This window comes from Actinoplanes sp. CA-131856 (assembly GCF_050956135.1).
Lineage (GTDB): Bacteria > Actinomycetota > Actinomycetes > Mycobacteriales > Micromonosporaceae > Actinoplanes.
On sequence record NZ_CP191849.1, the window covers coordinates 9,056,295 to 9,078,576 of the forward strand.

At 70.0% G+C, this 22,282-nt stretch carries 18 protein-coding genes and 5 tRNA genes; 5 read left to right on the plus strand and 18 right to left on the minus strand.

Going from position 1 to position 22,282, the window contains the following annotated elements; translation table 11 throughout:
• Nucleotides 1-25: 25 nt before the first annotated feature.
• From ACQP2X_RS41400 to ACQP2X_RS41415, 4 genes are all read right to left on the minus strand, one after another.
• On the minus strand, nucleotides 26-1,165 hold the full coding sequence (locus ACQP2X_RS41400; protein WP_498691292.1) for an RNA polymerase sigma factor: 1,140 nt from the start codon (nucleotides 1,163-1,165) through the stop codon (nucleotides 26-28).
• The gene (locus ACQP2X_RS41405; protein ID WP_498691294.1) at nucleotides 1,162-1,569 is read right to left on the minus strand and encodes a YciI family protein; all 408 of its coding nucleotides are present in this window, start codon (nucleotides 1,567-1,569) and stop codon (nucleotides 1,162-1,164) included. The genes ACQP2X_RS41400 and ACQP2X_RS41405 overlap by 4 nt, the downstream gene beginning before the upstream one ends.
• 99 nt (nucleotides 1,570-1,668) lie before the next feature.
• Nucleotides 1,669-2,487, minus strand: coding sequence for an ABC transporter permease (locus tag ACQP2X_RS41410; RefSeq protein WP_498691296.1), 819 nt, complete (start codon nucleotides 2,485-2,487; stop codon nucleotides 1,669-1,671).
• A 62-nt stretch (nucleotides 2,488-2,549) separates the two neighbouring features.
• Nucleotides 2,550-3,533, minus strand: a complete 984-nt coding sequence (locus ACQP2X_RS41415) for an ABC transporter substrate-binding protein (RefSeq protein ID WP_498701178.1) — start codon at nucleotides 3,531-3,533, stop codon at nucleotides 2,550-2,552.
• Nucleotides 3,534-3,779: 246 nt separating this feature from the next.
• Here ACQP2X_RS41415 and ACQP2X_RS41420 point away from each other — a divergent pair, with 246 nt between their 5' ends.
• Nucleotides 3,780-4,706, plus strand: a complete 927-nt coding sequence (locus tag ACQP2X_RS41420) for an LLM class F420-dependent oxidoreductase (RefSeq protein WP_498701180.1) — start codon at nucleotides 3,780-3,782, stop codon at nucleotides 4,704-4,706.
• On the opposite strand, the gene ACQP2X_RS41425 is transcribed toward ACQP2X_RS41420, so the two are convergent.
• Complete coding sequence (locus tag ACQP2X_RS41425) at nucleotides 4,691-5,326, minus strand: response regulator transcription factor (RefSeq protein WP_498691297.1); 636 nt, start codon at nucleotides 5,324-5,326, stop codon at nucleotides 4,691-4,693. The two genes, ACQP2X_RS41420 and ACQP2X_RS41425, sit on opposite strands and share 16 nt — an antisense overlap.
• A complete protein-coding gene (locus tag ACQP2X_RS41430) occupies nucleotides 5,278-6,564 on the minus strand; it encodes a sensor histidine kinase (protein WP_498691299.1) in 1,287 nt (428 codons plus the stop codon). The genes ACQP2X_RS41425 and ACQP2X_RS41430 overlap by 49 nt, the downstream gene beginning before the upstream one ends.
• Before the next feature lie 109 nt (nucleotides 6,565-6,673).
• Between ACQP2X_RS41430 and ACQP2X_RS41435 the strand changes: the two genes are divergently transcribed.
• On the plus strand, nucleotides 6,674-7,681 hold the full coding sequence (locus tag ACQP2X_RS41435) for a fatty acid desaturase family protein (RefSeq protein WP_498691301.1): 1,008 nt from the start codon (nucleotides 6,674-6,676) through the stop codon (nucleotides 7,679-7,681).
• Here the strand turns inward: ACQP2X_RS41435 and ACQP2X_RS41440 are convergent.
• Nucleotides 7,678-9,417, minus strand: a complete 1,740-nt coding sequence (locus tag ACQP2X_RS41440) for a pyruvate dehydrogenase (protein WP_498691302.1) — start codon at nucleotides 9,415-9,417, stop codon at nucleotides 7,678-7,680. The two genes, ACQP2X_RS41435 and ACQP2X_RS41440, sit on opposite strands and share 4 nt — an antisense overlap.
• A gap of 125 nt (nucleotides 9,418-9,542) precedes the next feature.
• Between ACQP2X_RS41440 and ACQP2X_RS41445 the strand changes: the two genes are divergently transcribed.
• Nucleotides 9,543-10,286: a hypothetical protein gene (locus tag ACQP2X_RS41445; protein WP_498691303.1), complete on the plus strand. Its 744-nt coding sequence runs from the start codon at nucleotides 9,543-9,545 to the stop codon at nucleotides 10,284-10,286.
• On the opposite strand, the gene ACQP2X_RS41450 is transcribed toward ACQP2X_RS41445, so the two are convergent.
• The 6 genes from ACQP2X_RS41450 to ACQP2X_RS41475 form a co-directional block, all read right to left on the minus strand.
• Nucleotides 10,283-11,734: a LamG domain-containing protein gene (locus ACQP2X_RS41450; protein WP_498691306.1), complete on the minus strand. Its 1,452-nt coding sequence runs from the start codon at nucleotides 11,732-11,734 to the stop codon at nucleotides 10,283-10,285. The two genes, ACQP2X_RS41445 and ACQP2X_RS41450, sit on opposite strands and share 4 nt — an antisense overlap.
• Nucleotides 11,735-11,778: 44 nt before the next feature.
• Nucleotides 11,779-11,856, minus strand: a tRNA-Met gene (locus tag ACQP2X_RS41455).
• A 2-nt stretch (nucleotides 11,857-11,858) separates the two neighbouring features.
• Nucleotides 11,859-11,931: transfer RNA gene (locus tag ACQP2X_RS41460), tRNA-Lys, on the minus strand.
• A 4-nt stretch (nucleotides 11,932-11,935) separates the two neighbouring features.
• Nucleotides 11,936-12,009, minus strand: a tRNA-Arg gene (locus ACQP2X_RS41465).
• A gap of 5 nt (nucleotides 12,010-12,014) precedes the next feature.
• Nucleotides 12,015-12,087 (minus strand) — tRNA-Met (locus tag ACQP2X_RS41470).
• A gap of 135 nt (nucleotides 12,088-12,222) precedes the next feature.
• Nucleotides 12,223-12,295, minus strand: a tRNA-Trp gene (locus tag ACQP2X_RS41475).
• A gap of 288 nt (nucleotides 12,296-12,583) precedes the next feature.
• Between ACQP2X_RS41475 and ACQP2X_RS41480 the strand changes: the two genes are divergently transcribed.
• Nucleotides 12,584-13,456: an NADP-dependent oxidoreductase gene (locus tag ACQP2X_RS41480; RefSeq protein WP_498691307.1), complete on the plus strand. Its 873-nt coding sequence runs from the start codon at nucleotides 12,584-12,586 to the stop codon at nucleotides 13,454-13,456.
• Here the strand turns inward: ACQP2X_RS41480 and ACQP2X_RS41485 are convergent.
• From ACQP2X_RS41485 to ACQP2X_RS41505, 5 genes are all read right to left on the minus strand, one after another.
• Entirely contained in the window at nucleotides 13,453-15,378 is a 1,926-nt protein-coding gene (locus tag ACQP2X_RS41485) for a methyl-accepting chemotaxis protein (RefSeq protein ID WP_498691309.1), read from the minus strand. The genes ACQP2X_RS41480 and ACQP2X_RS41485 overlap by 4 nt on opposite strands.
• A 61-nt stretch (nucleotides 15,379-15,439) precedes the next feature.
• The gene (locus ACQP2X_RS41490; protein ID WP_498691311.1) at nucleotides 15,440-16,981 is read right to left on the minus strand and encodes a dolichyl-phosphate-mannose--protein mannosyltransferase; all 1,542 of its coding nucleotides are present in this window, start codon (nucleotides 16,979-16,981) and stop codon (nucleotides 15,440-15,442) included.
• A gap of 55 nt (nucleotides 16,982-17,036) precedes the next feature.
• The gene (locus ACQP2X_RS41495; RefSeq protein ID WP_498691313.1) at nucleotides 17,037-17,798 is read right to left on the minus strand and encodes a DUF6745 domain-containing protein; all 762 of its coding nucleotides are present in this window, start codon (nucleotides 17,796-17,798) and stop codon (nucleotides 17,037-17,039) included.
• Between the two features lie 83 nt (nucleotides 17,799-17,881).
• The gene (locus ACQP2X_RS41500) at nucleotides 17,882-18,862 is read right to left on the minus strand and encodes a TAXI family TRAP transporter solute-binding subunit (protein WP_498691314.1); all 981 of its coding nucleotides are present in this window, start codon (nucleotides 18,860-18,862) and stop codon (nucleotides 17,882-17,884) included.
• A gap of 379 nt (nucleotides 18,863-19,241) precedes the next feature.
• A complete protein-coding gene (locus ACQP2X_RS41505; RefSeq protein WP_498691317.1) occupies nucleotides 19,242-21,563 on the minus strand; it encodes a TRAP transporter permease in 2,322 nt (773 codons plus the stop codon).
• Nucleotides 21,564-21,634: 71 nt separating this feature from the next.
• Here ACQP2X_RS41505 and ACQP2X_RS41510 point away from each other — a divergent pair, with 71 nt between their 5' ends.
• On the plus strand, nucleotides 21,635-22,279 hold the full coding sequence (locus ACQP2X_RS41510; protein ID WP_498691319.1) for a dioxygenase family protein: 645 nt from the start codon (nucleotides 21,635-21,637) through the stop codon (nucleotides 22,277-22,279).
• Nucleotides 22,280-22,282 lie beyond the last annotated feature (3 nt).

Below are 22,282 nucleotides of genomic sequence, written 5' to 3' on the forward strand. Positions count from 1 at the left end.
GGCAGCGGCACGTCGTCCAGAAGAGTCAGGCTCGGCCGTGAGCATTGAGGCGGGCGGCCTGGCGGGTCAAGTGGTCGCGTTCGGCGGTGTTCGTGGCCTCCTGGGCGGCCTGGGCGTAAAGGCGAGCGGCGGTGGCCTGGTCGCCGGCTCGCTCGTGGAGGTGGGCGGCCACCGCTGTGTAGCGCGGCAAGGACGGGTCCAGTGGGGTCAGGGCGGCCAAGCCCGCCTGTGGGCCGTCGGCCTCGCCCACTGCCACCGCCCTGTTCAGGCGTACCACCGGGCTGTCGGTCAAAGCGGTCAGCTCGTCGTACCACTCGACGATCTGCACCCAGTCTGTCTCGGCGGCCGTCGGGGCGTCGCCGTGCAAGGCGGCTATGGCGGCCTGGGCCTGGAACTCGCCCAAACGGTCGCGGGCCAGGGCTGCCTGCAGGATCTCGACGCCCTCGGCGATCAACGTGGTGTCCCACCGGGTGCGGTCCTGCTCGGCCAACGGGATCAGGGCGCCGCCGGGGGTCGTGCGGGCGGGACGGCGGGCGTGGTGCAGCAGCATCAGCGACAGCAGGCCGGCCACCTCGGGGTGGTCGATCGCGGCCGCCAGCTGGCGGGTCAGGCGGATGGCCTCGGCGGCCAGGTCGACGTCGCCGGAGTAGCCCTCGTTGAAGACCAGGTACAGCACCCGCAGGACCGTGGCCACGTCGCCGGGCTGGTCGAAGCGGACCGTGGACACCGTCTTCTTGGCCCGGCTGATGCGCTGGGCCATGGTGGCCTCGGGCACCAGGTACGCCTCGGCGATCTGCCGGGTGGTCAGGCCGCCCACGGCGCGCAGGGTGAGCGCCACCGCCGACGACGGGGTCAGCGACGGGTGGGCGCACAGGAAGTAGAGGCGCAGCGTGTCGTCGGCGGCCGTGGCCGGGCCCGGCGCCGGCTCGGCGTCGACCAGGTCCTCGCGGCGGCGGCGAGCGGAGTCGGCCCGGGTCGCGTCCAGGAAACGGTTCCAGGCGACCGTGACGAGCCAGGCCTTCGGGTCGCGCGGGTCGGCCGAGGAGCGTACGGCCTCGAGAAGTGCCTCTTGAACGGCGTCCTCGGCCGCCGCGAAGTCGGCTCCGCGGCGGACGAGAACGGCGATCACGCTGGGGATGAGGCTCCTCAGCTCGGATGCGTTCATTCGGTGATGGTCGGCATCTCGGTCAGGAACGGGCGGACCTCGAGCCACTCGTGGATCGGCTTGCCGCCGGCGCCGGGGGCCGCCGACAGTTCCCCGGCCAGTTCGACGGCGCGGTCGCGGCTGTCGACGTCGATGATCATCCAGCCCGCGATGAGGTCTTTGGTCTCGGCGAACGGGCCGTCGGTGACCGGCGGGCGTCCCTCGCCGTCGTAGCGGACCCACTCGCCCTCGGGGGCGAGCGCCTGGCCGTCGACGTACTCCCCGGTCTTCTCGAGCCGGGCCGCGAAGTCGTTCATGTACTGGATGTGGGCGGTGATCTCCTCGGGGGCCCACTTGTCCATCGGCACGTCGTTGACCGCGGTCGGCGCGCCACGGTAGTGCTTGAGCAGCAGGTACTTCGCCATGATGAGTCTCCTCGGTGCGTCGGCGACCCCATTTTGGTCGCTCTCACCACCGGGGACGGAGCCGGCCACGCGTTCTCGACATGGCCGGCGAAAAAACTTCTAGCCGGTGGTGCCGCGCACCCACGGCAGGGAGACGTGCTCGAGCCAGACCAGGGCGTAGTAGAGCACGATGCTCACGATCGCCATCAGGGTCAGGGCGGCGAAGGCCGTGGCCGTGTCGCCCTGGCCGCTGGTCTGCACGATGATCGTGCCGAGGCCGGCGTCGACCGCGCCGGACTGCATCTCGCCGACCGCCACACCGATCACGGCCAGCGGCATGGCCAGCTTCAGGCCGGTGAAGATCTGCGGCAGGGCGCCCGGCACCCGGATCCGGTGGAAGGTCTGCAGGCGTGTCGCGTCCAGCGAGCGGGCCAGCTCGGCCAGGTCGGCCGGGGTGCTGGTGAGGCCGGTGGCCGTGGACAGGACGATCGGGAAGAAGCAGACCAGGAAGGCCATGGCCAGTACGGGGGTGTTGCCGAACCCGAACCACGCGATCATCAGCGGGGCCAGGGCGACCTTGGGCACCGCGTTCAGCGCCACCAGCAGCGGGGCGAAGGCGCGCTCGAACGGCTTCCACGCGGCCAGCGCGGCGCCGATGGCCACACCGACCACCACCGACAGCGCGAAGCCGATCAGCGTGATCTTCGTGGTGCCCCACGTGGCCTTCAGGAGCAGCGACGGGTACTGGGTGAACGCGTCCACCACCTCGGGCGGCGACGGCAGGATGATCGTCTGCACGTCGAACATCTCGACCGACAGCCACCACACCGCGACGGTGACCACGAGGCCGAGCAGCGGCCACAGGACCACCGACGGTGACCACCGCCGGCGGGGCGGGGCGGCGGCCGGCGAGTCAGGCCGCGTCAACGTCTCCTGCACCACTGGAGCTCCTTGAAGAGAGCGGGCGCGCCGTCGGAAACGGCGCGCCCGTCGAAGAAAGATCAGGCCTTCGGCGTCAGGTCGAAGTTGATGACCGTCTCGGGCTTGAGGCCCGGGTCGATCTGGCCGGAACCCTGGAGGATCGCGATGCTGCGGGCCACGCGCTCGGCGTCGAGCGCGCCGACCGGGATGCCGGCGGCGGCCGAGCGGACGTACGGCGCCATCAGCGTGAGCTCGGCGGCCGCGGACTCCGCCTTGGCCGTCGGGACGTACTTGGTGAGGATCTTGCCGGCGTCGGCCGGGTTGTCGATGGAGTCCTGGAGGCCCTTGAGCAACGCCTCGTTGAACTTCTTGACCTTGTCGGGGTTGTTCTTGGCGTAGTCGCTGGAGGTGATCAGGACGTTGCCGTAAAGGTCCTGGAGGAAGTCGCTGTACGGCAGGACGACCGCCTTCTTCTTGGCGATGCCCTCGACCGTGGGCTTGCCGACGACGAACTGGCCGATGCCCTGCACCTTGCCCGAGGCGAGCGTGCCCATCAGCGCCTGGGCGCTGGTCGGCTGCCACTTGACCTTGGTGTCGTCGATGTTCGCGAGCTTGGCGTAGGTCGGGAACAGACCCTGGACCACGGAGCCGGGCTGGTCGGCCAGGAGCTTGCCCTCGAGGTCCTTGGGCGAGGTGATGCCGTTGCCCTCGAGCGCGATGATGGCGGCCATCGTGCGCTGCTGGATCGCGGCGACGGCGGTGAAGCCGGTGACCTTGTCCTTGCCACCCGCGTTGAGCAGGGCGCCGGTGAGGTCGACCGGGGTGAACTGGGCCTGGCCGGCCACGATGGCCTTGATGTTGTTGCCGGTGCCGGAGCCCGGCTTGATCTCGACGTCGAAGCCCGCGTCCTTGAAGTACCCCTTCTCGAGAGCGACGTACGCGTACGCGTCCCGGCCGAAGGTGTTGAAGGAGGTCAGGTACGTGATCTTCTCGGTCGAGCCGTTGCCGCCGCCGCTGGCCTTGTCGTCTCCGGAGTCGTCGGAGCAGCCGGCCGCGGCGCTCATCGTGAGGGCGAGGGCGCCGGCGACGACCGAACGCACGAAGGTCCTTCTCTGCACCGTGATCCTCCGGTGGGGGTATGTTCCCGGCAAAACGCCGAGCGGGGACGGGGATGCCCCGACCGGGGATCGTAGGGCAAACTGCTCCATACATCGATGACAAGTTCGTCTCAACCCCGATGTGGACGGATCCTTCACGATCGATCATGATGAGCCGGTATGCGTCCGGATCAGGGATTATTAGGGACGATGATGCGTGTCTGTCTGTTCATCGAGCCGCACCGGGGTGCGACGTACGCCACCCAATTGAGGCTGGCGCGCCATGCCGAGGACGCCGGTTTCGAGGGTCTGCTGCGGGCCGACCACTACCGCTCGCTGACACCCGAGCCGGGGCTGCCGGGGCCGACGGACGCGTGGATCACCCTGGCCGGCCTGGCCCGCGAGACGACCACGCTGCGCCTGGGCACGCTGGTGAACTCGGCCACATTCCGCCTGCCCGGTCCACTGTCGATCATGGTGGCGCAGGTCGATCAGATGAGCGGCGGCCGGGTCGAGCTCGGCATGGGCGCGGGCTGGGTCGAGATCGAGCACACCGCGTACGGCATCCCGTTCCCGCCGCTGGGTGAGCGGTTCGACCGCCTCGAAGAACAGCTGGAGATCCTCACCGGCATCTGGGGAACGGCTGAGGGCGAGGGCTTCTCGTACGACGGCAAGCACTACCAGCTTCGCGACGCGCCCGCGTTGCCCCGGCCGGTCCAGCGGCCCCATCCGCCGATCATCGTCGGCGGCAAGGGCCCCAAACGGACGCCGGAGCTGGCCGCCCGCTTCGCCGACGAATACAACATGCCGTTCAAGAGTGTGGCCGACACCGCCGCCGCCTTCGAACGAGTGCGCTTGGCATGCAAGGACCGCACCCGTCCGATCACCTACTCCGCCGGGGTCGTCGTGGCCTTGGGGCGCACGGACGCCGAGGCCAGGCGCCGCGAGGCCCCGCTGCACGCCAAGAGCGTGCTGCCGCCGGAGGACCCGGTGGTCGGCTCCCCCGACCGGCTCGTCCAGCGGATCGGCGAGTTGCGGGAGATCGGGGCGACCCGCGTCCACCTGCGGATCACCGAGATGGACGATCTCGACCACGTCGACCTGATCGCCTCCGAGGTGCTGCCTCAGCTGTCCAAATAGGCCAGCACGGCCAGCACCCGGCGGTTGTCGTCCTCGGACGGGGGCAGGCCGAGCTTGGTGAAGATGTTGTTGATGTGCTTGCTCACGGCTTTCTCGGTGACGAAGAGCCGGGCCGCGATGGCGGCGTTGGACCGGCCGGCCGCCATCTCGCCGAGCACCTCGCGCTCGCGGGCCGTGAGCACGTCGAGCGGGCGGTTGCGCTCGAGCAGCTGGGCCACGACCTCGGGGTCCATCACCGTGCCGCCGCCCGCCACCTGCTGCACCGCGTCGAGGAACTGGGCCACGTCGGAGACGCGGTCCTTGAGGAGATATCCGACGCCGCCCTTGCGGTCGGAGAGCAGCTCCCGGGCGTACAGCGGCTCGACATGCTGGGACAGCACCAGGATCGGCAGACCGGGCACCTGGGCCCGCGCGGCGATGGCGGCCTGGAGGCCCTCGTCGGTGAAGGTCGGCGGGAGCCGGACGTCGAGGACGGCCACGTCGGGTTTCTGCTCCAGCAGCGTGGGCAGCACCGACGGGCCGTTGTCGACGACGGCGATCACCTCGTAGTCGAACGCCTGCAGGATCCGGGTCAGTCCGTCCCGGAGGAGAGCATGGTCCTCGGCGATGACGACGCGCACGGCAGCTCCATGGTCACGATGGTCGGTCCGCCCGGCGGGCTGGACACGGACATCGTGCCATCGAAGGCGGCGAGGCGTCGCTCCATTCCGGCCAGACCGGTCCCCCGCGCCGGATCGGCGCCGCCGTGGCCGTCGTCGCCGACCTCGAGCCGCAGCACGTCGCCCTCGCGGCGCATGACGACGTAGGCGAACGTGGCGCCGCTGTGGCGCACCACGTTGGCCAGGCACTCGGCGACCGCGAAGTAGGCCGCCGACTCGACCGGCGTCTCGAGCCGGCCGTCGAGCGTCGAGTCGACCGACGTCGGGATGCGCAGCGTCAGCGCGAGCGCGCGCACGGCGCCGTCGAGGCCGCGCTCGGCCAGCACCGGCGGATGGATGCCGCGGACCAGGTGACGCAGCTCGGTCAGCGCGTCGGAGCTCGTCTCGCGGGCCTCGGCCAGCAGCTTGCGGGCGGTGGCCGGGTCGCGCTCGACCAGTTCCTCGGCCAGGCCGATGGTCATGCCGAGCGAGGCCAGCCGGGCCTGGGCGCCGTCGTGCAGGTCGCGCTCGATGCGGCGCAGCTCGGCGGCCTGGGCGTCGACCGCGTCGGCCCGGGTGACGGTCAGCCGGCTGACCCGCGAGCGCAGCTCGGCGGCCTTGGTCGGGCCGAGGAAGAGATGGTTGAAAAGGGCGTCGAAACGGCGCAGGTACGGCGCCACGACCAGGCCCAGCATGGCGATGAGCACGCCCTGGGGCAGCGACAGGAAGCCCTGGGCGACGCTCTCGATCGGCCAGTTGACGCCGTAGCCGTACCAGACCCCGCCGAGGTGCAGCCAGAGCGGAAGCAGGATGATGCCCTCGAGCCCGTAGGCCGGCAGGAACAGGGTGAGGATGCCGAGCGCCAGGCCGACCACCGCGCCGGGCAGCAGCCAGGCGAAGTCGCGCCAGGTGGCCGGGTCGGCGACGATCCGCCGGAACGCGCCCCACCCGATGGGCAGGCTGCCCTCGGGGCGGGGGCGGTAGGGCCGCTCGATGATCACGCCGTAGGTCCGGGCGAGCCGCCGGGACAGGTCGGCCTTGGCCCGGATGAGCGCCGTCGCGCCCGGCAGGACGACCAGGCCGATGCCGAGCACCGGGGTCAGCACCAGGCCGAGCACGAAGAACACGAACAGCGGGATGTTCATGATCGCCAGCACCATCGTCAGCAGCCCGAAGGCCACCGCCCGCAGCCCGTCGCGAATCCAGTCTCGTGTCTCCACCGACTCATCGTGACTCACCGTCGCCGGTCGGTCAGTAGTGCTAGCCCTACCGAATTCGGGGGTCTGGCATTACTGCCCCCGCCTGGAAAACAGAGAAGCCTTGATCGGCATGACGACTATGGCAGAGCGGCCGAGAGCGACGGCCGGCAGCGACTTCGCGGAACTCAACCGGCGGATCAACGCGGCCGGTCTGCTGCGACGGCGGCCGGGCTACTACGTGCTTCGCCTCGGTCTGGTCGCCGCCGCGCTGGTGGGCGGCTGGGGCGCCTTCTTCCTGGTCGGCGCGTCGTGGTGGACCCTGGCGGTGGCGGCGTTCCTGGCCGTGGTCTTCGCGCAGACGGCGCTGGTGGCCCACGACCTGGCGCACCGGCAGGTGTTCCGCACCAACAAGCCGAACTCCCGGGCCGGCATGATCGTGGCCAACCTGGCCATGGGCATGTCGTACGGCTACTGGATGGACAAGCACACCAAACACCACGCCAACCCCAACCACGATGATCTCGACCCCGACGTCGGCCCCGGGGTCCTGGCCTGGTCGCCGGAGAACGCACGCGGCTTTTTCGGTAAATATCAGGCGTATCTGTTCTTTCCCCTGTTGACGCTGTTGGGCCTCTCCCTCAAGAAGGACAGCGTCCGCGCCCTTCTGAACGGCACTGTCAAGAAGCACCGGGGCCTGGAGTCCGCCTTGCTCGGCGTCCACTTTGTCGGATATATCGCAGCATTGGCACTGGTGTTGACGCCGTTGCAGGCGGTGGCGTTCTTCGTCGTACACCAAGCGATCTTCGGTGTTTATCTGGGCATGACCTTCGCCCCCAACCACAAGGGGATGCCGCATCCCGACGGCACCGAGGATTTTCTGCGCAAGCAGGTGCTGACCTCACGCAACGTCCGCGGCGGCTGGTTCACCGACGCGGCCCTGGGCGGGCTGAACTACCAGATCGAGCACCACCTGTTCCCGGCCATGCCGACGCCGAACCTGCCCAAGGCGCAGCCGATCGTGCGGGCGTACTGCGCGGAGATCGGCGTCCCGTACGAGATGACCGGCCTCACCGACTCGTACCGGCAGGCTCTGACGCACCTGCACGAGGTGGGCGCCGATCTCCGCGCGAGGCGCTAACGGGGAACGTTGCGCAGGTTCGTGCGAGCCAGTTGCAGCATCTGGCCGACGCCGCCGGCGAGCACCGTCTTGCCGGCGGCGAGCGCGAACCCCTTCGCCTCCTCGGCCGTGATGTGCGGCGGGATCTCCAGCGCGTTCGGGTCGGTGACCACGTCGAGCAGGGCCGGCCCGTCGTGGTCGAGCACCGAGCGCAGACCGGCCCTGACCTCGTCCGGCTTCTCGACCCGGACGGTGTGGAAGCCCGCGGCCCGCGCGATGGCGGCGAAATCGACGGCGTCGTGATCGGTCTCGTAGGGCGGGTCGCCGGCCACCAGCATCTCGAGGCGGACCATGCCCAGACTCGAGTTGTTGAAGACCACGACCTTGACGGGCAATTGATGGGTACGGGCCGTGAGCAGCTCACCGAGCAGCATGGCCAGACCGCCGTCGCCCGACATCGAGATCACCTGACGCCGCGGGTCCAGCTTCGCGGCGCCGAGCGCGTGCGGCAGGGCGTTGGCCATGGTGCCGTGCACGAACGAGCCGAGGATCCGGCGCCGACCGTTCGGGGTGATGAAGCGGGCGGCCCAGCTGCAGCACATGCCGGTGTCGACGGTGAAGACCGCGTCGTCGGCGGCCTCCTCGTCGAGCACCCGGGCCACGTACTCGGGGTGGATCGGCACCAGGTGGTCGACGTCGTGGGTGTACGCGTTGACCACCTTGTCCAGCTCGTCGACGTGCTTGTGCAGCATCTTGGCCAGGAACTTGCCGTCCTTCTGCCGCAGCTTGGGCAGCAGCGCCCGGATGGTCGCGCCGACGTCGCCGGCCACGCCGAGCTCGAGCGCGGTGCGCCGGCCCAGCCGCGACGGGTCGATGTCGATCTGGATCGTGTTCTTCTGGGGCAGGAACTGGCGGTACGGGAAGTCGGTGCCGAGCAGCAGGAGCAGATCGGCCTCGTGCATGGCCTCGTAGCAGGAGCCGTAACCCAGCAGGCCGGTCATGCCGACGTCGTACGGGTTGTCGTACTGGAGCACGTCCTTGCCGCGCAGCGTGTGCCCGACCGGCGCGTTCAGCACCCCGGCCAGCTGGAGCACCTCGTCCCGGGCGCCCGTGCAGCCGATCCCGCCGAAGATGGCCACCTTGTGGGCGGCGTTGAGACGTACGGCCAGATCGTCGATGACCTCGGCCGGCGGCGCGCCGATCACCGGACCGGCCACCGGATGTCCCGTGCCGGTCTCGGCCGTCGCCTCCATCGAAAGCACGTCACCCGGCAGCACCAGCACGGCCGCGCCACGCTTGCCGACCGCGGTCTGGATGCCGACCCGGGCCATCCGCGGCATCTGCTCGGGCGACGAGACCATCTCGGTCCAGTGACTGGCCTGCTCGAACAGGCGCTTCGGGTCGGTCTCCTGGAAGAAGCCGGTGCCGATCTCGGTCGACACGATGTGCGAGGCGAGGGCCAGCACCGGCACGCCCGACCGGTGCGCGTCGAAGACGCCCTGGATCAGGTGGGTATTGCCCGGCCCGCAACTGCCGGCACAGACCGCCAGCTTGCCGGTGAGCTGCGCCTCGGCGGCCGCCGCGAACGCCGCGGCCTCCTCGTTGTGCACATGCACCCATTCGATCTCGTCGCTGCGCCGGATGGCGTCGCTCAGCGAGTTGAGGCTGTCGCCCACGATCCCGTAGATGTGCCGCACCCCCGCCTGGACCAGCACCTCGACCAGTTGGTCGGCCACCGTCTGACTCCTGCCGAACATCTCGGCCTCCCGCCTTCGTGAGTTGCCGTCTACCTACCCGTCGTGGTTGCCCCCACAACGGAGTCGCTCCTCACACGCGGTTCGTTTAAGGTATCGATGCACGTCAGGTACCACACGGGGGATAAATGAAGAAGAAGTTGCTAGCACTGGCCCTGGCCGGGCCGGTTCTCGCCGGCTGCGCGCCATCCGTACAAATCGCCCACGGCCGATCATCCGGCGCGCCGGCTTCGGCCCCGGCGCCGGCGCCGGTCGACACCGCCAAACCCGATCTCATCGCCGCGCTGCAGAAGACACACAAGGCGACGTACAAGTTCGCGGTGAACGCGGCCGCGCCCGAGAAGCAGCGCATCCAGGGTGGCGGCTCGTTCGACCCGAAGGCCAGGAAGCTCTCCACCACCACCAAGGTCACCGGCGGCGAGGACCCGCAGTCGCGTCAGCGGATCATCATCGCCGGCGACCTCTACGAGAAGGACGCCGGCGAGAGCACCTGGGTCCACCTCGACCTCAAGCGGGTCAAGAAGGACTCGTACCTCCAGGTCGACATGACCGACCCGAACGGCGTGGCCGCCTTCACCAAGTCCATCGGGACCGTCCGCAAGACCGGCCCGCGCGGCTTCAGCGGCACGTTCGACCCGAGCGCGGGCTCCGAGGACTTCCTGCCGATCGGCGCCCCCAGCATCTGGATCATCGGTGGCACGGCCGACTTCAAGGCCTTCACCGACGCCAACGGCTGGATCACCCGGATCGACGTGCAGGTCAACAACAAGGAGACGCTGAAGATGACGACCACCTTCAGCGCGCACGGCAAGCCGGTCAGCGTGGTCAAGCCGAAACGCGTCGGCGAGGCGATGGACTTCTACTACGACTAGACGACCCGGGCGGCGGCGATGGGCCTTTCCACGACCGGGAAGGTGTTGTCGCCGCCGCTGTTCGCGCTCCACCGGTAGCCGGCGAACAATCCGGCGGCGTCGGCGTAGAACATCATGTGGCCGATGCCGGCGCCCTGGAAATTGCTCACGTCGTCGACCATGCGCGTGTCCGGATAGGGCGCGTAGGTGGCCTTCCCGTAGACGCCGTGCGGGTCGGCCGTGCAGTCGACCACCTCGACCGCGTACTGCCTGGCGCCCGCGATCACCGGCCCGTTCGGGTTCTCGCCCTTCACCTCGCGCACCATGACGATGTGCCCGCTGTTCAGCTGGCCCGGCCCCTCCCGGCCCGGGTCGTAGTCGATCGCGACCAGGTCACCCGGCCGCAGATCGACCACCCGCTGGACGCGCCGGAACCGGGGACAGGAGCCGGCCGCGAAGACCCGGCGGTAGTCCTCGGCCTCCGGGGACTCGCCGAAGTACTGATCGAAGAAAGAGCCGGTCACCCAGGGGTACGTCTGTTTGAGGATCCCCGAGACGAAAGAGGCACACCGGGCGCGGGCGATCCAGGTGGCCGGATCACCCGGCGCCCCGAAGACGAGCTCGGCCGGGTTGTCCATGTCGTACACGTTGGTGGCCCTGGCCTTGCGGCCGGAGATGACCTGGACCTCGCCGGGGCTCAGGGCCCGCTGGTAGACCCGCACGTCGGAGATCGCGCCGTCCCAGCGGTTGGCCGGCGCGCTGTTCCAGGTGGCCCGCCCGATGTGGAGGCTGGTGGTCGCCGCCCACGGGGTGATCCCCGGGACGACCTCGGCGCCGGCCACCCCGTCGACGAAGAGCCTGATCGTGCCGCCGGTGCTGACCCCGGCGAGATGGACCCAGGTCGCCCGCGGATCGCCGCCGCTGCCGCCGACCGCCGACGCCTTGACCGAGCCGGCCGGATCGCGCACCTTGAACGCCCAGCCGAGCTCCGGATCCCACTGGAGCAGGAACCGGCTGGTCGCGCCGGAGTCCTGGCTGACCGCGGTGAACATGGAGGTGAGGGCGGCGCCCGCACCGAGCCGCACCCAGGCCGAGACGCTGAACGGCGCGCTCGTGTCGAGAACGGCGGCGGTCGTCGCGGTGGCGGCCGGGGTGGTGTCGAAGCTGAGCTCACCACCGGCCCGCAGCGTGGTGAAGGTGGTGCCGCTGCCCCGGGTGAGGGCCCCGCCCCCGACCAGGTCGACGGCGTCACCGCCGAGCGGCCAGTGCCCGGCCGGCCCGTCCGGAAGGTAACCGGCGGCGAGCAGCCGCTGATAGTGCACCATCTGCTCGGCGACGATCAGATGAGGCGCCGACACCGTCAGGAACGGCCGGTCCAAGGGCGCGGCCACCGCCCGCTCCGGCGCGGCGAACGCGCCCACGCCCACAGCGGCCGCCCCACCGAACAAGCCACGCCGGCTGACACCCATCGATTCCCCCTCGCGTCGACGCGAGGGAGTGTATCGACTGTGGTTGGTGGCAGGGGCGGGATTTGAACCCGCGGTCTCCGGCTTATGAGGCCGGCGAGGACTCCACACTCCTCTACCCTGCGAGTGCGCCGCCAGGGACTCGAACCCCGAACCCATCGCTTAAGAGGCGATTGCTCTACCCGTTGAGCTAGCGGCGCTCCGTGCCCCCGGGGAGATTCGAACTCCCGATCTCCGGCTTCGTAGACCGGCGCGCTGTCCAACTGCGCTACAGGGGCTTGCATGTCGTCGGGTGGTGTCGAACCAACCGGCCTCCGCCTTATGAGGGCAGCGCTCTACCGCTGAGCTACGACGACTCGTCCTGGGTCGAGGGGTGGCCGGCGCGTTGGGTGGGTAGCGCAATTATTCCCGCCCAGCTAGCCGGAGCCGGCCCGCGCGGCCACGCCCTCGACCCCTTTAAAGGGTGCTATTCAATTGTGCGGAAAAGAATGCACGGGCGGCAGGAATCGAACCCGCAACCTTCGGCTTTGGAGGCCGCCGCTCTACCAATTGAGCTACGCCCACAGGAAACGAAAAAGCCGCCCGTCCCGAAGCGGGAGGGCGGCCGGCGCACAGCTGCACGTCAGCTGTTTCGCCTGCACACTCCCGAGAAGGGACGCTTCATGGCTCGTCGCCAGGACACCGAACCGCACGCGCGGAGGGCGACCATGCCGGCGGTCTGCCACATCATCTCGCTCCCCTTTCTCACGTGTTCCTGTTCGGACGAGATAGACATTAGTAGGCGTACGGAGAAATGGCAATGGCTTTTTAAAGGTTGACCTGAAGCCCGGTTCAAGTTGGAGGGTGGTGGCCATGAGAGCAGCCGCATTCGAGAGACCGGGACCGCCCGAGGTGCTGAGGGAGATGGAGGTGCCGACCCCGTACGCCGGGGACGGCGAGGTGCGCGTGCGGATCCGGGCGGCCGGCGTCCAGCCGTACGACTGTGCCGTCCGCGAGGGATGGAACCCAGCCGGAGCACCGCCGGGGTTCCCGCGCATCCCGGGCAACGAGTTCGCCGGTGTCGTCGATCAAGGAGAGGCCGAGGGGCAGGAGGTGATCGGCTTCGGGATGCTGGGCGCCTACGCCGAATACATCGTCGTGCCGGATCACCACGTGACCGCCAAGCCTCCGGCCATGCCGTGGGAGGTGGCCGGCGGTTTCAGCGCCGGCGCTCAGACCGCGCACATCGCCCTGCTCGAGCTAGGCGTGGCCAAGGGCGACACCCTGCTGATCCACGGCGCGGCCGGCGCCGTCGGCACTGTCGCCGTCCAGCTCGGCCTCGCCTGGGGCGCCACCGTCATCGGCACCGCGGCCCCGGCCAACCACGACTATCTGCGCGGGCTGGGTGCCGTCCCGATCGCCTACGGCGAGGGGCTTCCGTCCCGGGTACGCGAGGTCGCTCCGCACGGCGTCGACGCGGTCCTCGACGGGGCCGGCGGCGAAGCGCTCGACATGTCGCTGTCTCTGACCAGCAATGTCCTCACCCTGGTCGATCACGGCCGTGACGGCGTCAAGGTGACCCCGCCGCTGCGCTCCCGGGAGCGGCTGGCCGAGCTGGCCGGGATGTACGCCGGCGGGCGGCTCCGCATCCACGTCCGGGCCGCCTATCCCCTGGCCCGCGCGGCCGACGCCCACCGCGACGTCGGCTCCGGCCACGGCCGGGGCAAGGTGGTGATCACGCTTTAGAAGCGGAACGCCCGGACCAGCGTCGTCAGGTCTTCCGCCAGCTGCGAGAGGTTCGCCGCCGCCTGCTGGGTGGTCGCCGCCACGCCCGCTGTCGACGAGGCCACGTCGGCCACGCCGGTGATCGTGTGGGCCACGTCGCCGCTGTTGGCCGCGGCCTCGGTCACCGTGCGGCTCATCTCGGCCGTCGTCGCCGTCTGCTCCTCCACGGCCGAGGCGATCGTCGTCGTGTATTCGCCGATCTGGTTGATGACCTCGGCGATCTCGCCGATCGCAGCCGCCGCGGCCGTGCTCGACGTCTGGATGGCGCCGATCCGGGCCGTGATCTGCTCGGTGGCCTGGGCCGTCTGCTGGGCCAGCTCCTTCACCTCGCCCGCCACCACCGCGAAGCCCTTGCCCATCTCGCCCGCTCGGGCCGCCTCGATCGTGGCGTTCAGGGCCAGCAGGTTGGTCTGCTCGGCGATCGACGTGATCAGCCGGACCACCTCGCTGACCTCGGCGCTGGCCGAGCCGAGCTCCGCCACCTGGCTGTTCGTGCGCTCGGCGACCGACATGGCCTGGTTGGCCACCTGGGCCGCCCGTGTCGCGTTGGTCGAGATCTCGGCGATCGAGGCCGTCATCTGCTCGGCTCCGGCCGCGATCGAGTGGACGCCCGAGTTGACCTGCTCGCTGGCCGACCGGGCGGTCGTGGCCCGGCCCGAGGCGTCGGCCGCGCCCGCTTGGAGCTGGGCGCTGACCTGGTTGAGCTCCTGGGCGGCGCCGGTGAGCCGGCCCGTGGAGTCGGCGATGCCGCGGATCGTCACCGCCACCTTCTCCACGAAGCGGTTGAAGGCACCAGCGAGCTGGCCCGCCTCGTCGTCACGGGTGATCGTCACCCTCTGGGTCAGGTCGCCGTCGCCGTCGGCGATCTCGGCCATCCGGTCGCGGAGCCGCTCGATCGGGCGGACGATTGTTCGGGCGAGGTAGAACGCCGCCGCACCGGCGACGAGCACGGCGATCAGGGTCAGGAGAAGGCTGATCTCGCGGGTCTTGCCGGCGGTGGCCAGGATCGTGGCGGTCGGCACCGACACCACCAGCGTCCAGGTGTCGCTCTCCCCCAGCGTCACCGGCGCCGCGGTCCACAGCGTCTCGTCACCGCTGTCGGTGACCTCCTGGGTGGTGTCGCCGGCCTGCACGGCCTTGGCCGCCAGCGCCGCGACGTCGTCCGGGGCCGCCTTGCCCGCCGCGTCCGCGTCACCCCCGCCGACGACCGCGCCCGCGGTGCTGACCAGCATCGCGCGGCCCGTGCCGAACGGTCTGATCGCGCCGACCAGGGTCTGGAGGCTGGCCAGCGACATGTCGATGCCGGAGACGCCGACGACGGTGCCGTTGCGTTTGATCGGCACGGAGACGGAAGTGATCAGAGTGTCGACGCCGCCCACCTCGTACAGGTACGGCTCGATCACCTTTTCGGCGCCGGTGGTCTTGGGGATCTGGTAGTAGTCGCCCGGGCCGCTCTTGTCGTAGTCGACCAGCGGGGCCAGGGCGATCTTGCCGCTGTCGCGGTACCAGTACGGCACGAACCGCCCGGTGGCATCGTCGCCGGCCCCGGCGTTGCGATAGCGGCTGTCCCGCCCGTCGAACGCGCCCGGCTCCCAGCCCGTCCAGACACCCAGGAAGTCCTCGTGGCCGGCCAGCACCGCGCGCATCTGGGCGTTGGCCGTGGCGCGGCTCGAGGTCACCGCGAGCGCCTGGCCCATGTCCCGCGCCGTGTCGAGCCCGGTCAGCACCACCTGCCGGACCTCGGCGGCGTTGCGCTGGGCGACCTCGTCGGCGTACGCGAAGCCGGTGGTCCGCGCGTCGTCGGCGTTGCGATGGGTGATGTACCAGACCACCGCGACCATGGAGACCACCAGCATCAGCACCATCGAGACGATGATTCTCATCTTGATCGTGAGGGACACTTCTGGAGGCTCCCACGCCGGATGCCCCCTATGAGGAGATTTGTCAGATCCAGCGGCCGCCCAGCCACATTCGCTGGGACCAGCTGTCGTACGGGATCGACGAGCCCACGAAGATCGGATAGAAGTACGCGAAGCAGAGGGCGACCAGCACCACGTACGCCGCCGCCGCGATCGTCCCGATCAACTGCCGGTCCGAGCGCTGCGAACCGGTCGCCACACCCTCCCGCGGCGTCATGATCGCGCCGAGCACGTAGACGACCGCGAGGATCAGGAACGGCAGGGCCGGCAGCGCGTAGAACGAGAACATCGTGCGCCCGTCCTTGATCGCGTAGTAGAACCACGGGAGCAGGCCGGCCACCACGCCGGTGCCGATCGCCCACGCCCGCCAGTCGCGCCGGGCGACGCCGAACCAGGTCAGCGCGGCCAGCGCCGGCAGGAACGACCACCACAGGACCGGGGTGCCGAGGAGCAGGATCTGCCGTACGCAGTTGGGCGCCCCGCAGCCGGTCGCGCTGGGCCAGTAGAAGTTCACCGGCCGCCCCAGCAGCAGCCACTGCCACGGCCACGACTGGTACGGGTGCTTCGAGGTGAGGCCACTGTGGAACTTGTACGCCTCGGAGTGGTAGTGCCACAGGTTCAGCAGCGCGCCGATCACCGGCGGCTCGCTCACGCCGTTGTCGGCCCGGTAGTGCCGGAAATAGCCGGTGTCGGTGACGAACCACCCGGTCCACGTGGCCAGGTAGACCACGAAGGCCGCGCCGAGCGCGAGGATCAGCCAGCCCAGGTCGCCGATGGCGCCGGCCAGGAACGGCCCGCGGACGCCGGCCGAGCGCCGGGCCTGCACCCGCCAGACGATCACCAGCGCGGCGAAGAACGGCGCGAAGAACAGCGCGCTCCACTTCACGCCGGAGGCCAGGCCCAGCATCACCCCCGACACCAGCAGCCACCACGGGACGATCCGGGGCACGGACGGCGTCTTCTCCGGATCGAACCCGTTCTCCAGCGCCCGCAGCAGGCTGCGCCGGTAATGGTCGCGGTCGAGCACGACGGCGGCGAAGGTCATCAGGATGAACAGGCCGAGGAAGATGTCGAGCAGCGAGATGCGCGACAGCACCAGCTGATAGCCGTCGAGCGTCATCAGCAGCCCGGCCGCGCCGGCCAGCACGACCGAGTGGAACAGCCGGTACGCCACCCGGATGAGCACCAGGATCATCAGGATGCCGGCCACGGCGGGCATGAAGCGCCACCCGAGCTCGGTGTTGCCGAAGATCGACTCGCCGATCGAGATCAGCCATTTGCCCAGGGGAGGATGCACCACGTACGCCGGGCCGTTGGTCTTCTCGTCCCACTCCACGCCGTGCTGGAGCATGTCCCAGGCGTCGGTCGGATAGTAGACCTCGTCGAAGACATAGCCCTTGGCACTGGTGATGCCGTTCAGCCGCAGGATCGCCGCGATCACCACGATGACCCCGGTGACCGCCCACGAATGCGGGTCGAGCCAGTTGTCGAGGGTCGCCAGCCGGCGCCGGATGATGTCGGGCACGGCACGGAGAGCCGTCGGCTCCGGAGCCAGCGTTGTCGTCACTCCGCGATCGTAGGGCCGGGCACCGGTAAATCGATGCCCGGCAACTGACGAAATGTCAGACGGCCGTGGTCACGGACCATCCATCGCGGTACTCGACCCGATTGGTTTGTACGACGGCGGGCCGCTCGACAAGCACACAACGGTCCTCACCGGGCCACCACCACCCCGCCGATCGGGCCAGGGTCTCCCAGGCGGCCAGCTCACGGCCCGCGCGAGGGGTGGCCAGCCCGAGCCGGCGCAACACGTCGACGTGCGCGATCCACCAGGCGTCCTGCTGCCCGTACCAGCACACCGGGGTGGGCCCGAGGGCCGCCCGCACGGACAGATAGAACGAGGAAAATATCCGGAACAGCGAATCGCGTACACCTTGGGCCAGGATCTCCCGCAAGGGAAGGCCCATCTCGAGGGCCCGCTCCGGCGGCAGAACGGGCCAGGACTCGCCTTTCTTGCGCTTGGGGACGGGCCGGTCCGAGGGCGGTTCGGTGTACGTCTCGTCCACCGTGGACCTGAGAAAGGAAAGCCCCGCCGCGATGTCGCTGGCGATCGGCGGCCGCCCCGGCGGCCGACGGGAGGCGACCCACGATCGCAGATCGTCGTGCGTGGGCAGGCCGTGGAGGTACGGCTTCGCCGCGCGCGGCGAATCGACCCAGATGAACCGGGGCCGGCGGTGACAGATCGAGGCAATGGCCTCTTCGGTGGCCTGGCGGTCGGCCGGCTCGGTCGAGAACCCGATGCTCAGCCACTCACGGCGGATGTCGTCCGCCTGCTGCCAGAGGGTGTTACGGAGCGCGGCGTCCCGCCGCGCGAGCGCGATCACAGCGCGAGGGCGCACGCGCCCTTCCGGGAGAAGATCATCATGGCGACCATGATGACCCTCCCCCGCCTGTCAGGGCAAGCCGATTACTTGGGGGCGTTCAGATCGTCGAGCCCCTTGACGGCCCCGCGCTGCAACGGAACCGGGTCGGTCTTCCGGGCCTGCTCGAGGGTGATCTCCTTGGCGGCCGCGTTCGCCTGAACGAGCTGCGGCTGCCGCTCGAAGAGCGTCTTGGTGAGCGAACAGGCGACGTTCGGGTCGAGGTCGTCCCGCACGAGAAGAAGGTTGGGCACGACGACGGTGGGGGTGTCGGCGGCGAGCTTGTAGGTCGCGGCCGGGATGGCGCCGGCCTCGTACACCGGATTGATCTTCTGAAGCTCCGGCAGCAACGGCGTGACGTCGAGGAACTCGACCTGCCCGGCCGAGGTGGTCAGCAGATCGGTGATGCCGGGGGTGGGCAGCCCACCCGACCAGAAGAGGGCGTCGATGGAGCCGTCCTTCATGCCGTCGACGGTCTTGGTGAGATCGAGCTTCTGGGCGCTGACATCCTTGGCGGTGTCGAGCCCGGCCGCGGTGAGCATGCGGTTGGCGATGACTTCGGTACCGGACTTGGGCGACCCGGTGGAGACCCGCTTGCCCTTCATGCCGGCGACATCCTTGATGCCGGCCGCCTTACGAACGATCACCTGCGTGTAGTTGGTGTGGATCCGCGCGAGAGCGGCCACAGGCTGCTTGCTGTCGAAGCTCCCGGTCCCGTTGACAGCGTCGGCGGCGGTGTCGGCGAGCGAGAAGGCAACGGCGTATTGCCCGGCCACCACCTGCTGAATGTTCTGCACGGAGGCGCCGGTCTCGGAGGCGGTGGCTTTGAGCTTCCCACCGCCGGCATTGATCTGCTCGGCATAGGCATTACCCAGAGCGAAGTACACGCCGGTGGCGTTGCCGGTGGCGATACCGACCCGGGTCTCGTTGTCCACAGTGCACGTGACTTCGCCACCGGAGTCGGTCGAGGCAGAGTCTTGACGTCCTCCGCAGCCGGCCGCTCCCACCACGAGCACCGAGGCGGCCACCGCGGAAAGCCCCGCCCGCCGACCGAAACGCCAGCCCGGACCTCGCGCCCCACGGGGTGCGGCAGATTCCGCCCCACGGGTTGCAGGAGGTTCCGCCCCACGGGCTCCGGCAAGTTCCGCCTTACGTGGTGCAGCAGGTTCCGCCACACGGGCTGCAGCGGGCTCGACCGCCCGGGCTGCAGCGGGCTCGACCGCCCGGACCGCAACGGACTCCACCGCCCGGACCGCAACGGACTCCACCGCCCGGACCGCAACGGACTCCACCGCCCGGACCGCAACGGACTCCACCGCCCGGACCGCAACGGGCTCGACCGCTCGGGCTGCTTCCGGCCGATCCGGCCGATCATCCTTGCGCGCAAATCCGATATTTCGCTTCATATCAACCCCGTTCATCAGGAGAGGAGGAGGGCGGAGAAGAGATTGGGGCGGAGGGCCGGGTTGAGGTCTCGCCAGAAGCCGCACCGGCCGGCGCCGCGGAGGGCGAGCAAGAGGGCCCGGCGGAAGACGAGGGGGATGGGCCGGCGGCAGGCGTGGAAGAGGGCCCGGCGGAAGACGAGGGAGACGGGCCGGCGGCAGGCGTGGAAGAAGGCCCGGCGGAAGACGAGGGGGATGGGCCGGCGGCAGGCGTGGAAGAAGGCCCGGCGGAAGACGAGGGAGACGGCGCGGCGGAAGACGAGGGAGACGGCGCGGCGGAAGACGAGGGAGACGGCACGGTGTGGGGTGGGGATGACGGTGCCGAGGGATCGGAGCGGCGGCGGTCGACGAAAGTCCAGGCAATGGCGACAAGGAACAGGGCTATGCCTATGGCGATGGCGAGCGGTGACAAATAAAGCAGGATCAAGCCGGCCAGGGCGGCCAGGACCCGTGGGCCCGTGCCGGCTCGGCCTACGCCCAGGATCCAGCCGCCGGTGGCTACCGCCAAAGCTGCCACCGCCAGCATTGCTACCGCTGTGGCCCACGTGATCTGCAGGAAAGAGCCTCGGGCCAGCAGGTATGAGCCGGCGGGGGTCAGCACGAAAGCTATCGGCGCCAAGAACGCCGGCAGGGCGTACTTCAGCGCCTGCCACATCGTCGGGATCGTTCGGCCTCCCGTTATGGCGCTCGCGCCCACCGCGGCCAGCGCCGTCGGCGGTGTCACCTCGGACAGGACCGAGTAGTAGAAGACGAACATCGCCGCCGCGGGGGCCGGCACGCCCAAGGCCAGCAGCGCGGGGCCGATGATGACCCAGCCGATGATGAAGCTCGCCGTGACCGGCACCGCCAAGCCCAGCAAGGCCAGGGCCACCGCGGCCAGGACCACCGTCATCGCCAGCACCGCCGTCGGGTCCGAGAACAGGGCCTGTGCTCCCCGGACCAGCAGCGACGCCAACTGCGCGCCCAATCCCGTCTTCGTCGTCGTCGCCGTGATGATGCCCGCGGCCGCGCACACCGCCACCACCGGCAGGACGCCGCGGACTCCCGCGCTCAACGCCTCGAAGGCTCGGCGCGGGGTCAGCCACGCGGTCCGGTCGAGGAACGAGAGCAGGAACGCCAGCAGCGTCGCGTAGACCACCGCCCTGGTGGCGCTCTCCCCCAGCGCCAGCAGCACGACGATCACGACCAGCGACGAGAAGTGGTAGCCGAAGCGGCCCAGCAGGCGCAGCACGCTCGTCGGGGGCGTCGACAGCGAGCGGACGCCGAACCGGCGTACGTCGATCTCGACCGCCAGGAGGATGCCCAGGTAGTAGAGGACCGTCGGGATCATCGCCCAGCCCAGGACCGTCAGGTACGACACGTCGAGATATTCGGCGACGATGAACGCGGCCGCGCCGAGCGTGGGCGGGGACAGGATGGCGCCGACGCCGGCCGCGGCCAGCATGCCGCCCGCCTGTTCGGCCGGATATCCGGCCCGGCGCAGCATCGGCCAGGTGACCGCGCCCACGCTGACCGCCGTCGCCGTGCCCGAGCCGGAGACCGTGCCGAGCAGGAAGCCGGCCGCCACCGCCGTGCGGCCGGCGGCGCTGCGGGAGCGGCGGAACGCGGCCACCGACAGGTCGACGAAGAAGCGGCTGGCGCCGCTGAGGTCCAGGACGGCGCCGTAGATCGTGAAGAGCACGATGTACGTCGCGGCGACGTCGAGCGGGGTGCCGTAGAAGCCGCTGCCCGAGTTGTAGAGCGCGTCCACGATCTGCGCGAAGTCGAGGCCGGCGTGTGCGATGGGCCAGCTTTGCGGCAGAAGGCCACCGTAATAGGCGTACCCCAGGAAAGCGAGGCAAACGACGGGCAGCGCCCAGCCGGTGGTCCGGCGGCAGGCCTCGACGACCAGCACCAGCATGATCGCGCCGAAGACGACGTCGATCGGGTCGAGCAGGCCCTGGCGGTTGAGGAACGCGTCGTAGCCGCCGTTGAACGGGTTCAACGGGTAGAGACAGACGATCAGGGCCGCGCACGCCAGGACCCAGTCCGGCGCCGTCGGCCGCCCGGGACTGCCACGGCGGAGGCGGTACGCGACGAAGACCAGCGGCAGCGTCCCGGCCAGGAAGATGATCAGGTAGTACTGGCTGCCGCGGGCCAGTGGTCGGAACACCTGCCAGATGACGAGCACGGCGACGGCGAACGCGACGATCGAGACGGCGAGGCCGACGCGCCCGGTCAGCCGGCGGGCGGGCAGCTCCTCGTCGTCGTACGCGACCTCCGGGGCCAAAGATCGATCATCGCCCATGGAACGGACAGTAACCGACTCGCACCCGCCGGGAAACCCGGTTCGCAACCGGGGCCCGGCCCAATGGACGCATGACCGTGCAGATGCAGACCCGGCAGCACGACGGCGGCCTCGCCCTGGACGTTCCGACGCTGCGGCGCCGACGCATGTTGGGCCTGGTCAACGGGGTCACGGTGGCCGCCCTGGCCGCCGCCGAGAGCGACACCCTGAGCCGCTCCGGCATCGTGCGCAGCGACATCCGCTGGGGTTTCGGCACCGCCACCGGCGTCGCCAAGGGCGTACCCCTGACGATCCGCCTGCGACTGGTCAGCGCCACCTCGGGACGGCCGCTGGACGGGCACGCGGTCTATCTCTGGCACGGCGACCGGGACGGCGCGTACTCCCTCTACTCGCCGGGCATGGCCGGGCAGAACTATCTGCGCGGCCTGCAGACCACCGACGACGCCGGCTGGGTCACCTTCACCAGCGTCTTCCCCGGCGCCTATCGCGACGAATGGCCGCATCTGCACTTCGAGGCGCAGCCGGGCCGCCGCGGCCAGATCTCCCTGCCGGGCGACGTCTGCCAGCAGGTCTACACCACCAAGGGGTACGAGGGCAGCCGCCACCGCCTGACCGGGGCCGACCCGGCCGGCGCCAACCCGCACGCGCTCGCGATGGCCTGCGTCACGGGTGATCTTGAACGCGGGTTCACGGCCACCCGCACCATTAACATCTGAGGC

Excerpts from the sequence above, each read along its gene's own strand:
- ACQP2X_RS41400 (WP_498691292.1), bottom strand. The coding sequence starts at position 1,165 with ATGAACGCATCCGAGCTGAGGAGCCTCATCCCCAGCGTGATCGCCGTT.
- ACQP2X_RS41405 (WP_498691294.1), bottom strand. The coding sequence starts at position 1,569 with ATGGCGAAGTACCTGCTGCTCAAGCACTACCGTGGCGCGCCGACCGCG.
- ACQP2X_RS41415 (WP_498701178.1), bottom strand. The coding sequence starts at position 3,533 with ATGAGCGCCGCGGCCGGCTGCTCCGACGACTCCGGAGACGACAAGGCC.
- ACQP2X_RS41420 (WP_498701180.1), top strand. The coding sequence starts at position 3,780 with ATGCGTGTCTGTCTGTTCATCGAGCCGCACCGGGGTGCGACGTACGCC.
- ACQP2X_RS41435 (WP_498691301.1), top strand. The coding sequence starts at position 6,674 with ATGACGACTATGGCAGAGCGGCCGAGAGCGACGGCCGGCAGCGACTTC.
- ACQP2X_RS41440 (WP_498691302.1), bottom strand. The coding sequence starts at position 9,417 with ATGTTCGGCAGGAGTCAGACGGTGGCCGACCAACTGGTCGAGGTGCTG.
- ACQP2X_RS41445 (WP_498691303.1), top strand. The coding sequence starts at position 9,543 with ATGAAGAAGAAGTTGCTAGCACTGGCCCTGGCCGGGCCGGTTCTCGCC.
- ACQP2X_RS41450 (WP_498691306.1), bottom strand. The coding sequence starts at position 11,734 with ATGGGTGTCAGCCGGCGTGGCTTGTTCGGTGGGGCGGCCGCTGTGGGC.
- ACQP2X_RS41480 (WP_498691307.1), top strand. The coding sequence starts at position 12,584 with ATGAGAGCAGCCGCATTCGAGAGACCGGGACCGCCCGAGGTGCTGAGG.
- ACQP2X_RS41485 (WP_498691309.1), bottom strand. The coding sequence starts at position 15,378 with ATGAGAATCATCGTCTCGATGGTGCTGATGCTGGTGGTCTCCATGGTC.
- ACQP2X_RS41505 (WP_498691317.1), bottom strand. The coding sequence starts at position 21,563 with ATGGGCGATGATCGATCTTTGGCCCCGGAGGTCGCGTACGACGACGAG.
- ACQP2X_RS41510 (WP_498691319.1), top strand. The coding sequence starts at position 21,635 with ATGACCGTGCAGATGCAGACCCGGCAGCACGACGGCGGCCTCGCCCTG.